This window comes from Porphyromonas somerae, assembly GCF_022845615.1.
In the GTDB taxonomy this organism is placed as follows: Bacteria; Bacteroidota; Bacteroidia; order Bacteroidales; family Porphyromonadaceae; genus Porphyromonas_A; species Porphyromonas_A somerae.
In genome coordinates this window covers 966,770-980,509 of record NZ_AP025559.1, presented here as the reverse complement: position 1 = coordinate 980,509, position 13,740 = coordinate 966,770, and the positions used below count along the sequence as shown (strand labels likewise).

Here is a 13,740-nt window from a genome sequence, read left to right as displayed (position 1 = left end):
TTTAATATGGCTTACAACAGTAGAGATCTGATTAACAGCTTGGGCAAGAACTTTATGCTCGTCATCAATGATGAACTCCTTGCCTACGGTACTAGTGCTGGTGTCCGTTTCGGCAGAGAAACAATTGACACTACAAACTACATGAGTGGTGGCTGGCGTGATGAGCTTGGAGGTATTAAGAGCTGGGACTTGAGCGGCTCGGCATACGTGACACTAGATAAGGACAAGCTTAGCTTGCCAAAACTAATGGACGCATTTAACTCCGACCAGCGTGTGAATGTGAAATTCCTAGAGCCAAGCAAGGATGGGAACTACACTATCACCGACCCAAAGAACGTGCTGGCGGAGGGTGAGGCTATCATCACTTCACTAGACGTTAAGGGTGACACCAAGGGTATTCTCACATTGGACGTCTCACTGCAGGGATGTGGTCCAGTTAAATGGAAGTATGATGGCACCGTGGGAGGGGGCACGCCTAAGAATAGTGGAGCACAGACTGGTGGTAAAAACACGCCATCAGGCCCGAGTACGGAAGGTGACACTGGGTATTAATAATCCCCAATAGCTTATGACACTAAAGGAGCGAGCAATTGCAGAAGTAAATACGCTGTCGGCATATCGCAAAAAGTACGATAAAACGATACGCGATGCGGATGAGCGTGTGCTTGCCTACATTGACAGAGTAGTTGAAAATGTAGACAAGCACAATGCGTACGAGCTTCTTGCAATTGTCCGCTTTTATCATTTCTTGAGCAAGTATGACTTCCGTACAGCAGAGGTGCGGAAGTTTATTTTCTACTTTGAGAATATACCATTCAGTGGGCAAAAAGGTCGCACATTCATCAAGATGAGTGATGTGCAGACATTCCAAGTGGCTAATATAATGGGCTTCTACCATCACCCATTTATAGACAGCTTTAGCGGAGAGGAGGTAACAGATCGGAGGGTTACTCGCGAGGTGCTTCTATTCGTGCCACGTAAATTTGGAAAAACTACTGTGATGGCTGGCTTCGCATGTTACGACCTGCTCTTTGGCGATGCGAATGCACAGGCGTATGTTGGGGCTAATTCTTACACACAAGCGACTATCTGCTTCAATGAGATACGAGCTATATTAAAAGCACTAGACCCAAAGAATACGAGATTTAAGGTTAACAGAGAAAAGGTATATAACAACAGCCCGAACAAGACCAGCTTCGCTGAGTGTCTGAGCAACGCTCCGGCTAGATTGGACGGACTGAATGCGAGCGTCGTCATCCTTGACGAGTACTCGCAGGCGGATAGTGCGGAACTTAAAAACGTACTAACCACATCAATGGGTACAAGGGAGAACCCGATCACGTACTATATTACAACGGCTAGTGGTAAGAACGAGACTCCGTTTACACAAATGCTCGACCACTTCAAAGCGATACTGCGTGGCGATGCTACAGACGACAGCGTTTTTAGTCACATCTTTGAACCTGATGAGGACGATGATGAGTCCGACCCAGCGGTATGGCAAAAGGTACAGCCACACTTTGGCATTACCGTCAAGAGTGACTTCTACCAACAAGAGTATAAAAAAGCACTGAGGAGTAGCGAGGATATGCAGGCATTCCGAAATAAGATGCTTAATATCTTTACTAGTGGTAGCCAAGATATATGGCTGGAGCCGACTTTGATTGAGCCGTTAATGCGTAAGGACGTAGGCAACCTATTTGCGGTGCGTGGATTTGCTAGCGTAGACTTATCGGTGCGTGACGACTTCAGTGCGGTTACTTACCTGCTTTACACGCCTAACAGAGTAGACCAAGTGACTGGCAATGTAATACCGTGGCACTCGGTGAGTAAGTACTACATACCTAGTGCAACGATAGAGACACATACCAACCGAGAGATATATATGCGATGGGCAGATGAGGGCTATTTGAACATCATTAATGGAGAGACGATAGACTACTCACGCATAGCCGAGGATATGATGAAAGTGCCATACGACATTCGGGCTGTCGGGTATGATAGCTACAAGAGCCGTGAGTTTGTAAATATTATGCGTGGTGTGGTAGACAAGAAACGGCTCATCGCTGTACCGCAGACTTATGGTGCATTCACTAGCCCAGTAGAGAGCTTGGAGATAGCAGTGAGGCACGCACAGATTACATTTGACAATAACCCGATCACACCTTACTGCTTTGGTAACGCAGTGCTTGACGAGGACAGGATGATGAATAAGAAGCCGATGAAAGGTAACGGGCGGAGCGGTAAGATAGACGGAGTGATAACTAACTTAATGAACCTTTGGCTGGTTAATAATTTGGAGTAAAAAGATATGAGAGAGAACCTTTGGAATTGGCAGGAGGATAACTTTGTGTACAAAGAAGTGGAGACAGACAAGCACTTTCTCACAAAGGCTGTGTACGAAGTACCATACGAGAATGAGGGTGTTATTTACTTTGTAAATGGAGATGTACCCAACGCCAATGGTGTGGCATTCATTATGCTTGCTAGCGATAAGGTGTTGGCGGACGATGGCATATATACCATATCTTTTGACATTGTAGATGTGCCAAATGGTCTGGTATTATCATATATGGCTGATGACTACTTCGGTGTATCTAATCGAAATCAGCACATCACCGATAAGTACGAGGCGTGCTACAGATTTACCCGAGGTAATCCAGTCGGCATCCGCTTTGCAGTTAGTGGTTTGCCAGCTAAAACGAAAGAGACGGAGAATGTTATTTTCCACATCGCAATAAAAAACATAAAGATGGAGAGGATAGTCGGTAAGGAGGATCCTCACGCAACACCGTACTCTGAATACACTGGGGTTACCAACGTTTGGTGGAATGGAGTGGGTCCAATTCCTAATCCCGAGCCCGATCCTAATCCTGATCCCGAGCCTGAGCCTGAGCCTGAGCCTGAGCCCGATCCCGAGCCTGATCCAACACCTGACAATGGCGAGATACCTAAAGAGCTAAAGCACATTGTGGAGGAGCTGAACGATATGCAGTGGAGCCCATTAGCATATATGCACGTAAAGGATAATAACTTTTTCTACTGCGTTGACCCAGCTGGAGTAACTGAGGGCGAGGAGGAGATGTATGCAAAGACACAAGATGAGGAGACGGTGACTTTGGCTACATTCACAATAAAACAAGAGCGGTATGGCAAACTGCCTGACCTTAAAAGCGTGGACACCACCAATATACCACTAGCGTTTTTTAATAGGTATCGGGCAGACAGCTATTATATACTCCTACAGGCTCGCATACCGATGAGGGGTAGTAGTAAAGACCCTATATTCTTAAAGAGCCACGAGCTTATTGCTAGCTTTTTCCCATTAATGCTAGAGCACGACCCAATTACGATAACTAGGCAGGACTACGACTACGCATTCAATCCTATAAACGGCAGTGACGTTGAGGTTAAACTATTAACACGAGCTCCGCAGGCTTGGATATCCATTTTGACCTACTTTGAGAAGCGTGGTGGTGCTTTGTCTTTGCGTATTATTCCTGTGCGGAGCAATAAGGAAATAGAACGTTATGATAATAGCTGGTGGGTATATAGACGTGCGTCACGTTACGTCCTTGACGGTGGGTATGAGTTTAAGATAGACCCATATTTATGCACTGGCGGTGGTAACGGTGCAACCGTGGAGGATGCGGAGTTGCTTGAAAAGCTGGAGGACGAGCGTGGAAAGAGTGGTGATGACGGCTCTGTCGCCTACAAAAAGCTCCTTGACAAGCTATGGTCGCACCCAGTGCAGACGCTCACTCTTCGAGGCAGTGATACGGCTTTCTTGAAAAGCAAGACATACACACGTGACGTAATGGAGCCAATGCACATAATGGCTATTATTGACGAGTCACTGAGGACACTACACATTCCATACTTGGAGACAAGGTGCAACAATGGCGTGATAGAGGATAAGGACTTGCAGGCTGTGTTTGAGCTTGGCGGTATGGAGGACACGTTTACGCTGTACGACCTCCTGAGTGCTACTTTGGAGACACTCGGCCGATCTGTGGTTATAGACGGGGATAAGGTGCGTCTCGTCCCTAGGCAATTCAAATTCACAGTCCAGCATCCTCTTGACCCTATTTGGATTGACTCTCTCTACCAGCCAATAACTAAAAAGGTACACACCACACAGCTTGAGGTGCGTCCTCCGCTATCATCGTTTGGGTGGTCTTTTGCATTTAATTCAAATGAGTCATCGTTTTCTTACGCACCATTAACGATGCGTAACGAGAGGTATATGGGGAGTGAGGTCGCAGTGCAAAGGCGGGTGGCGAAGCGAGGAAGTGATACATACGACAAAATTGTAGAGAAGCAGAAGGAGGATCGCAATTACGCATCTTACAACAAGGTGCCACACATGCGTCTTTTGCGTAATAAGCAATTACCACCGAGGCTTGACCGTTACTTATTAGGGAACGCACTAGAGGGCGTGGAGTCGTCATCTATGTACGGTCTTGGACATACATACGTCATTGATGGCGAGGCTGCATTCCAGCTGTCGGGGGACTCACCAAGTAAAGACAAAGAGAAGCTGACAGACAATAGCAAGCGTGTACTATTTATTAACACAAGGCACCTAAAACCTCGCACGTCATATCAAACTGAAATGCGGTATGAGCTATCTTTTGACTGCGAGCTTGTACCAATAGAGGAGCTCGTCTCACCTGCGTACTTGGGTGGTAGTATAATAACGAAGTTGCAGGATACGTACAGTGCAGTGATGAGGACGTTGCTACTTGAGTTTGAATTGGAGTTTCTCGTAAATGGACGAGAGACATGCTATGGGACGGTGCAACTCGGCAAAGACGCAAAGGCGGGTGCGACGGTGCGGTGTATTATATCCCAAAGTGAGATTGTGGATCAAGTGTCTATAGAGCTACGTGGAATAAGAAAGGTACAGTCCCGTGACGAGGAAATTCGGAAATTGTGCGATATAAGGTTAAAGGAGCTAGACACGAGTGGCTTCGGCAGGAGTTTTGGCGACAGTCGTATAGACGAGTACATTGCTGGATTGTATAAGTCTAAGTATCTAATGCCGAATGAACGCATACAGATAGAACTCTTACAGGCGATGTTATATGAATGCTTTACACTGTTTGTGAAGTTAAAAGGAGTAACATTAAAAGCAAGCACTCCTAATCGCAGTAGGGGGATGCAGTTTTTTAATCCGGCAGGCGTCTCTAGGTGGGATCGTAATTACTTCGGAAGACCTTATCTAGAGGGTGGTGACAAAGAGGGAACAGCAGAGCCACGTGGCTCAGATTACGGTGGTGCGTGGCTCAGCAAGAACGACAACGGTGACACGGAGGAGGCACAGCTGTTAGCAATGCCGATAACTGAGGCACTTATGCCAACGCAGAACCTTTATGGTATTAGCCTTGATGAGATTAAAGACAACATAGAGAGCAAGTACGCACTTCTAGGGGGAGCAGTGTTTGCTCAAACTGTGACGCTCATCGGGACTAATGGGTTACCACATGCGTATTACTATAGCAACTATGAGAAGAGATTTAACTTTAGCTCGGACGGTCGTCAGTGCATACTTCGCTTTTTGAGCCAATGCGAGTATAGCTTGCAGTTGGATATTACGCATGGAGTAGTATTAACACCAATGTATATCCTAGAGCAAGCCAAGAATGGGGTCTTGTACCCAAAGGCACTCGCCCCATTAGACTGGCGAAGCCCTACCGATGAATATACTTATGTTGATAGTGGAGCGTATGATATACTCAAAAACACTGGGTATTATCCTGCATTATCAAATGGGAAGTATAAGGATATGGTGGAGGACACTGTGAAAGACTATTTTAGACTAAACCGGCTCGTACCAACGAACACTGGCATAGATGGGAGGAGAGTTGGCAGGAGTACAACTGGCAGGCGTAGGTAATTATGAATAAGTTTTTTGATTTTGAGTTGTTAGTGGACAAGGCACCACTATTCGTTTGGATATATGTAGCAGTGGTGATTGCTATTCTAATAGACCTAGTCACTGCTATACATTACGCAAAGCGTAGTGGCATACCGATAGCCAGCTGGGGGCTTCGTAAGACTGTAGACAAGCTGGTGCGTTACTATGGTGTGGTGATGATGGGGACCACAATTGATATAATATTATATCTCTGTGATGTGTATGGTCAGCTAGGGCTATTTACAGCACCGTATGCAACAGCGTTTTTCGCAATACTGCTGTGTGCGATAGAGGTTAAGAGTGTATTCGAACACCGTGACCCAAAGAAGCGAAAACTCATCAAAAAAGCGAGTGAGTCGCTGTATAGGAGCCTGACAAAAAAGGATGCAGAAGCACTGCTGAAATTTCTCACCGAGGAGTGTGATGATAAGGAAGAGGAGCATCTTACCGAGCTTTCAAATCGTGATATCATTAAAATAAAAAAGATAATAAAGGAGTATGAGAGGAAAACAGACAATGCCGAGGGGGTTGAGGAATAACAATCCCGGAAATATTGAACGCACTGCAGATAGATGGCTGGGAATGTCGGAGCAACAGCCTGACCCACGCTTTGTCCACTTTAAGACGATGGCGTACGGTTACCGAGCTTTATTTAAGGTGCTGCACACCTATATCACAAAGTACAGACTTAACACTGTGCCCGCTATATTTCATCGGTACGCTCCAAATAATGAGAATAATACGAATGCGTACATTCGCTCTGTGCTGAACGAAATCGGAGGAACGGAGGCGACGGTGATAGTGGCTACAGACGAAAAGCAGATGAAAGCATTAGCAAAAGCAATAACACGAGTTGAGAATGGGCGATCTTGGTTTGACACGGACATTGATGAGGGCTGGAGGTTATATCTGCGTAGTATTAATCGTTAGCTTGTTTGTTGGATGCTCGGCTTGGACGAGAACGACCAAGTCGCACCGCACTACTGTAGAGCGTATTGACTCTGCGTTTAAGACGGACAGTGCGACACGCAAGTACGACGTGCTGGTGGCACGCACTTATGCGATAGTGGATACAGTCTCTATTCTAAAGACGGAGACAATACGATTAAGTGGCATTGAACGACAGGTTATCAATGATAGGTATATAAAAAGCGTTGTGCGAGATACTATTTACCTTGAAAAGAATAACGAAGGTACCATCGCCGCGGATCCGAGGAGTAGCACCTCAATTTGGTTGTGGGTTGCGGGTGCACTCATAGTGGTAGGGGTGGTGTTGCTTTTTGTTAGTAAATACTTATGAGGTGGGGAAAACCGCACCACCGTCTGTTTTTAGGGGAAAATAATAGCCCCATGTATGCTTCTATGTGCATATATGGGGCTGTTTTGTTTTAATCAATTACAGCACGTGGAGCGACTTTTGACGCATTTGCGAGCGTAAGTATGTGATCTGCTTGGGGCTCGAACCCAAGACCCCAACATTAAAAGTGTTGTGCTCTACCTACTGAGCTAGCAGATCCCGCTTTCAAAGCTTTGCAAAGGTACATAAATATTTCAAGTATACAAAGAAATTACATTGGTTTCTCCTAATCCAACCTATTTCATAACCATTTTGCCATTAAAATGATATGCTTATAAGACTATTCTATAAATAACAGACGCTACCCAGATGAAAACGGAGACCCTATCTCGACGAAGTGACAACAATCAATAGAGGGGATAGGAGTGACGTTCTTGGTGAACCTCTCTCTATTGGCTGAAAAAATGGGTATATTTACAAAATGAAATTAAGGAGGGTAGTGAATAGGGATAGAAGGATCATTTTTTGAAAGTGGCTTATGAGCGAGCAATTGGCACCATTGGCTGAGAGAATGCGCCCTACACAGCTGTCGGCGTATGTAGGGCAGGAGCATCTTGTGGCGAAAGGTGCTCCCCTGTACGAGATGCTGGAGAGTGGCCTGTTGAGGAGTTTTATCCTTTGGGGTCCTCCTGGAGTAGGGAAAACGACCTTGGCCCATATTATCAGTGAGCAGATGGGGCTTCCCTTCTTCACGCTTAGTGCTGTCTCGGCAGGGGTGAAGGAGGTTCGTGAGGTGATCCAGAAAGCGGACGAACGGCGGAGTGGCCTCTTTGGTGGTGGTAAGACACCGATCCTATTTATTGATGAGATACATCGGTTTAGTAAGTCGCAGCAAGATTCTCTGCTTCACGCTGTGGAGCGGGGAAGCATCACTCTTATTGGTGCCACAACGGAAAACCCCTCCTTTGAGGTGATTAGGCCGCTGCTCTCCCGCTGTCGGGTCTTTGTGCTGAAGTCGCTTGACGCCCATGCGTTGCAACAGCTTTTGGAGCGGGTGACGAAGGAGGATGTAGTGCTGAAGGAGTACCAGTTTGATATTCAGGAGACAGATGCCCTCTTTGCCGCTTCGGGTGGGGACGCACGGAAGCTCCTGAATATCCTGGAGCTACTAACCACTATGCCCGATGCATCCCAAAATAAGCGGGTATTGATCAATAACCAGTTAGTTGCCCATTATCTACAGCAAAATCCAGCCGTCTATGATAAGGGTGGGGAGATGCACTACGATATTATCTCCGCATTCATTAAGAGTGTCAGAGGGAGTGATCCAGATGCAGCACTCTACTGGTTGGCAAGGATGATTGAGGGTGGGGAGGAACCCCGCTTTATTGCCCGACGGTTGGTGATATTGGCGGCTGAGGATATAGGCTTGGCCAACCCCAATGCCCTCCTGATTGCCCAGAGTGCTTTTGATGCTGTGGACAAGATTGGGTGGCCCGAGGGGCGTATCCCTTTGGCCGAAGCGACCATTTACCTCGCTTGTAGCCCAAAGAGCAATAGTGCTTACCTAGCTATAGACCAAGCACTGGCCTATGTGCGGAATCATACTGCCCACCCGGTACCTATGCACCTACGTAATGCACCTACAGAGCTGATGCAGGAGCTAGGGTATGGCAAGGATTATATCTACCCACACGATTACCCTGGTCATTTCGTGGCCCAGCAATACCTACCTGATGCTCTGCTAGGAAGTAGTTTTTGGCAACCTGCCGATAACCCACACGAAGCGAGACTTGCGGAGGTAAGAAATAAGAATAAAAATCATTAGAATAAATATCATGCAGATACACAAAGGCTTTGAACTAAAGGGACTCAACACCTTTGCAATGGCTTGCAAAGCGAGTTTTTACATTGAGCTCGAATCAAAAGAAGATATCCAGAAGCTATATCGCGACGAGTATTTCCGTACCTTGCCCATGATGATTAAGGGTGGGGGAAGCAATTTGCTCTTTATTGGCGACTTTAGGGGAGCGGTGCTGCACTACTCGGGGCAAAAGGTGGAGCTTTTGGAGGAAAATGAAGAGATCCTCCTTCTAAGGGTAGAGGCGGGTAAAAACTGGCACCAGTTGGTCATCGAAACCACCGGAAAAGGGCTATGGGGCTTGGAAAATCTAGCCATGATCCCTGGCGAAGTAGGGGCTTCGGCAGTCCAAAATATTGGAGCTTATGGGACAGAAGCCTCTCATGTGATAGAGGCGGTTCATAGTATCAATCTAGAGACAGGAGAAGAGCGTACGTGGACTGCCGAGGAGTGCCAATATGGTTATCGCTACTCTGTTTTCAAGGAGAAGGCACAGCAGTTCGAGCTGATTTATGCGGTCGACTATCGGCTTTCCAAGCTACCGAAGCCCAACCTTCATTATGCAGGGCTGCAGGCATTGCGTCAGCTACCCGCCATTACCCCCCAAAGGATTGTGGAGGAGGTGATTCGTATCCGCCAAAGCAAGTTACCCGACCCCGAGGTACTCCCCAATGGAGGTAGTTTCTTCATGAATCCAATTATTGATAAACCTCACTTCATCCACCTACTGCTTCAGTACCCAGAGATGCCACACTACGCTTTGCCCGAGGAGAAGTTCAAAATCCCAGCCGCATGGTTGATTGAGCAGGTTGGGCTCAAAGGGGTAAGGGATGGCAACGTAGGTACCTACCCACAGCAACCCCTCGTGATTGTCAATTATGGCGATGCCTATAGCTACGAGGTAGTAGACTTTGCCCAGCGGATCATTGAGGCAGTACGTAAGCAATTTGATATAGAGCTACACCCCGAGGTACGAATGGTGCGGAGCGGTGCACAGGAGAGCATTGGAAATATAGGAAGATAAAATGATGGGAAAGCTCACCTTTTTAGGAACCGGAACTAGTACAGGGATACCAGAAATCGGCTGCGATTGCCCCACCTGTACCTCACAAGACCCACGGGATCAGCGATATAGAGCCTCGGCACTGATTCAGTATGGGGGCGAGGATATCCTGATCGATTGCGGTCCAGATGTTCGTAGCCAGTTACTCAGCGTACAGTGCCACAATCTTGATCGTATCCTCCTCACCCACGAGCACTACGATCATACCGGTGGTATCGACGATATGCGTCCGCTCTTTAGGAACAAGCCTGAAGTGCCTGTCTATGCGGAGACCAATGTTATTCAGGCGGTCATGTGCCGACTTCCCTACGCTTTTGTAGACCACCGCTACCCTGGTGTGCCCCATATCGTAATGCACGAGGTTTGTGTAGGCACTCCTATGGTACTTAAGGATGGGAGTCGTGTGGAGCCCATCCGAGTGATGCATGGTAAGCTCCCAATAGTAGGTTACCTATTTGATAAATTGGCTTATATCACTGATTGCAAAACGCTACCAGAGGAGACGATGAACCAACTCAAAGGAATTCCTACCCTCGTGATCAATGCCCTACGGCTCTATGAACACCCTGCACACATCACCCTCCAAGAAGCGCTCCATTTCATTGAGGAGATAAAGCCCCAAAGAGCCTATCTTACTCACTTTGCTCATACCTTCGGCACGCACCAAGAGATTGAGAAGATGTGCCCCGAGGGGGTCTTCCCAGCCTACGACCGCTTGGAGTTGACCTTCTAAAGCAATATGAAGTCGCTCAATAGCCAAATACGCAGTATTGCTATGGAGATGGGGGCCGATGCGGTCGGGTTTGCCCCTATTGCCCAGGTGGCGGATAGCGAAATAGCAAGGTACAAAAATTGGCTATCGCACGGCAACCACGCTGGTATGTCCTACCTAGAGCGATATATGGAGCAACGACAGCACCCTCAGTTGCTTTTACCCCAAGCCTCCTCGGTCATCATCTTGGCAGTTAGTTATTACCCCCCACAGAGGCAAGATGCAACGGCACCAAAAGTGGCTAAATATGCCCTCGGTCGAGACTATCATAAGGTGATGAAACGATTGCTCTTGGGGCTTGCCGAGCGAATCCATACTGAGGTTGCACCCCATACCTATCGGGCAATGGTAGACACCGCTCCCTTCCTGGAGCGTTACTGGGCGGTACAGTCGGGGATCGGCTTTATCGGCCACCATCGCAACCTTATTGTCCCTGCGGTGGGAAGCTTCCTATTCCTTGGAGAGTTGCTGACCTCCCTTAGGTTGGAAAGCGACCAAAGGTGTTCCCACTCCTGTCACGATTGCCAAAGGTGCCTCAAGGCATGCCCCACAGGGGCCCTCACCGTGGAGGGGCTGAATGCCCACCGATGCATCAACTATCTTACCATAGAGCATCGAGGTGCTATTCCACCAGATCTGGCACAGCGGTTTGGACGTCGATTTTACGGTTGTGATACCTGTCAAGATGTCTGCCCCTACAACCAATCTCCTAGGCCCGCCTCGCTATTCACCCCCTTCCCACAGCTCCTCCACCTCGATCGGAAGGACCTTGAGGAGCTCGATGAAAAGCATTACGCTACCCTCTTCTATGGTACCGCAATGACGAGGGCAAAGCTCCCTGAGATGCAACGAAATACCGAAGTATACTTATCCAATAACCCAGAATGAAGAAAATTCTATTCCTACTACTGAGCCTCTTCTTCCTCCTTTGTGAAGGACAGGAAGCCCATTTCTATTTGTCGAACTATGGAGCGGTAGTCAATAAAACCACCAAAACTAATGGCCCCGCCCTGCAAAAGTTACTAGCAGATGCCAAGGTGGCATCCAAAGCTGGAAAGTCGGTAACGATCCATTTGCCAAAGGGTCACCTCCATATTTATAGCGAAACCCTACCTAGCTGCCAGCTATTTATCTCTAATCACGACCATAGAGAGCAGCGCTCCGTTGCTCTTATGGTGGAGGGATTTAAGGACTTAACTATTAAAGGCGACAATACTCACTTGCAGTTTCATGGTGGGGTGATTCCTCTGATGGTCAAGGATAGTGAAAAGGTAACCATAGAAGGCTTTTCTATAGACTATCCACAGCCCGCAATGACTCAGATTGAGGTGGTGGATATTAATCGCTTGAGTGACGAGGTAGTGGTGCAACTCTTGCCAGAAACCAGCTACCTCATCAAGGACAATCAGCTTTCTGTGCTTGCTGACTCTGATACCATTCAGGTATATTCTGCACTTCCTTTCAGTGCAGATGGGCATATGAAGTGGGGAAGAACTGACCCTAGCTTTGATCCTAAGAGTATCACAGAGATAAAAGCTTATACTCTACTTCTAAAGGGGTGGGGAGAAGTGCCCTATCTAGAACTAGGTGACCGTTATGCTTTACGCTCGTATGCTCGTCCTTTCCCTGGTATTGTAATTACAGATTCAAAGAGGGTTAAGGTGAGAAATGTGCAGGTGCATTTCGCTAATGGAATGGGGCTTTTGGCTCAGAATAGTAGCGATATCACTTTGGACCATTTTAGTGTGTCGCTTGAAGAGCATAGCCCTCGAGTTTTTACTACTGTGGCCGATGCTACCCACTTTTCTGGATGTAGAGGGCAGATTATCTCCAATCATGGTCTTTACGAAAATATGGCTGATGATGCCATTAATGTCCACGGCACCTACCTAAGGGTGGATAGTATGCTTTCAGCCACTGAGATGATAGCTACTTTCGCGCATCCGCAGTCCTTTGGATATAATTGGTACCACACTGGCGACACCCTTCGGATTATCTCAAGAGCTACTTTACTGCCCATCATAGAGCTATTGCCTAGCCAAGTGGAGGTGCTATCCCCAAAGCAGCTCAAGATAACAATGAGTGAAGCCCTGCCAGAAACTACTGAGCCGATAGCCATCGAAAACATCTCCGCCTATCCAATCGTATCCTTTGCCAATAATATCGTAAGGAATAATAGAGCTCGTGGGGCACTGTTTTCTACTCCTCGTAGAGTAGAATGCCGAGGTAATCTATTCGATCATACTCATGGGAGTGCCATATTGCTCACAGGTGACGCCAATGGGTGGTTTGAGAGTGGCCCGTGTGAGAAGGTGATTATTGAAGACAACCACTTTATCAATGCCCTTACCGCTCGCTACCAATTTACAGATGGAATTATCTCTATAGTACCACAAGTGCAGAGAATGATCGAAGGAGCGTACTATCACGGAGAAGTATTCGTCAGGAATAATCGTTTTGATATGTTCCCCTCGCCACTAGTTTATGCGCAATCGCTTAGAAAACTACTCTTTGAAAATAATCAAGTAATAATGAATAACGACTATATTTCGCTATTTCAGGATACTACCTCTAAGTTCATTAATGTAGGCACCATCATTACTTCAGATCCACAGTGATTTACCAGTATTAGAGAATAAATAAAGGCTACACTCTACTCAATACTTCGCCACTAACTAACCAACTCATTTCCTCAATTAATAAATACTAGGCTTTATGAAAATAGTTCTACAGGGTTATATCACTAACGACCATTCTGTCTCCTCATATTATATATCAAATTGCCACCAAAATTTAGTTTATTAGACGAGATGGGAGATGATCAGCT

The 13,740-nt window shown here is 46.9% G+C and carries 11 protein-coding genes and 1 tRNA gene; 11 read left to right on the top strand and 1 reads right to left on the bottom strand.

The genetic code is table 11. The annotated features are described in order from the left end of the window. The first annotated feature begins 6 nt into the window (after positions 1-6). The 6 genes from MWL85_RS04110 to MWL85_RS04085 are packed head-to-tail and all read left to right on the top strand — an operon-like array spanning position 7 to position 7,220. A complete protein-coding gene (locus MWL85_RS04110) occupies positions 7-552 on the top strand; it encodes a phage tail tube protein (RefSeq protein ID WP_244401526.1) in 546 nt (181 codons plus the stop codon). 16 nt (positions 553-568) lie between these two features. Beyond that, on the top strand, positions 569-2,305 hold the full coding sequence (locus tag MWL85_RS04105) for a terminase TerL endonuclease subunit (protein WP_244401525.1): 1,737 nt from the start codon (positions 569-571) through the stop codon (positions 2,303-2,305). Between the two features lie 6 nt (positions 2,306-2,311). Continuing rightward, positions 2,312-5,899 carry a hypothetical protein gene (locus MWL85_RS04100; protein WP_244401524.1) on the top strand — a complete coding sequence of 1,196 codons (3,588 nt, stop codon included), beginning with the start codon at positions 2,312-2,314 and terminating at the stop codon, positions 5,897-5,899. 2 nt (positions 5,900-5,901) lie between these two features. Continuing rightward, on the top strand, positions 5,902-6,459 hold the full coding sequence (locus MWL85_RS04095) for a phage holin family protein (RefSeq protein WP_244401523.1): 558 nt from the start codon (positions 5,902-5,904) through the stop codon (positions 6,457-6,459). Next, positions 6,419-6,850 (top strand): structural protein P5, encoded by a 432-nt coding sequence (locus tag MWL85_RS04090; protein ID WP_244401888.1) that lies wholly within the window; start codon positions 6,419-6,421, stop codon positions 6,848-6,850. Before MWL85_RS04095 ends, MWL85_RS04090 begins: the two co-directional genes overlap by 41 nt. Continuing rightward, the gene (locus MWL85_RS04085; protein ID WP_244401522.1) at positions 6,780-7,220 is read left to right on the top strand and encodes a hypothetical protein; all 441 of its coding nucleotides are present in this window, start codon (positions 6,780-6,782) and stop codon (positions 7,218-7,220) included. Before MWL85_RS04090 ends, MWL85_RS04085 begins: the two co-directional genes overlap by 71 nt. Positions 7,221-7,363: 143 nt before the next feature. Here the strand turns inward: MWL85_RS04085 and MWL85_RS04080 are convergent. Next, positions 7,364-7,436, bottom strand: a tRNA-Lys gene (locus tag MWL85_RS04080). 319 nt (positions 7,437-7,755) lie between these two features. Between MWL85_RS04080 and MWL85_RS04075 the strand changes: the two genes are divergently transcribed. The 5 genes from MWL85_RS04075 to MWL85_RS04055 are packed head-to-tail and all read left to right on the top strand — an operon-like array spanning position 7,756 to position 13,531. Then, positions 7,756-9,045 (top strand): replication-associated recombination protein A, encoded by a 1,290-nt coding sequence (locus tag MWL85_RS04075; RefSeq protein ID WP_244401521.1) that lies wholly within the window; start codon positions 7,756-7,758, stop codon positions 9,043-9,045. 10 nt (positions 9,046-9,055) lie between these two features. Beyond that, positions 9,056-10,102, top strand: a complete 1,047-nt coding sequence (gene murB / locus MWL85_RS04070) for a UDP-N-acetylmuramate dehydrogenase (RefSeq protein WP_244401520.1) — start codon at positions 9,056-9,058, stop codon at positions 10,100-10,102. Position 10,103: 1 nt separating this feature from the next. Continuing rightward, positions 10,104-10,874, top strand: coding sequence for an MBL fold metallo-hydrolase (locus MWL85_RS04065; protein ID WP_244401519.1), 771 nt, complete (start codon positions 10,104-10,106; stop codon positions 10,872-10,874). Between the two features lie 6 nt (positions 10,875-10,880). Next, positions 10,881-11,801, top strand: a complete 921-nt coding sequence (queG, locus tag MWL85_RS04060) for a tRNA epoxyqueuosine(34) reductase QueG (protein WP_244401518.1) — start codon at positions 10,881-10,883, stop codon at positions 11,799-11,801. Continuing rightward, positions 11,798-13,531, top strand: coding sequence for an alpha-1,3-galactosidase-related protein (locus tag MWL85_RS04055; RefSeq protein WP_244401517.1), 1,734 nt, complete (start codon positions 11,798-11,800; stop codon positions 13,529-13,531). The genes queG and MWL85_RS04055 overlap by 4 nt, the downstream gene beginning before the upstream one ends. Positions 13,532-13,740 lie beyond the last annotated feature (209 nt).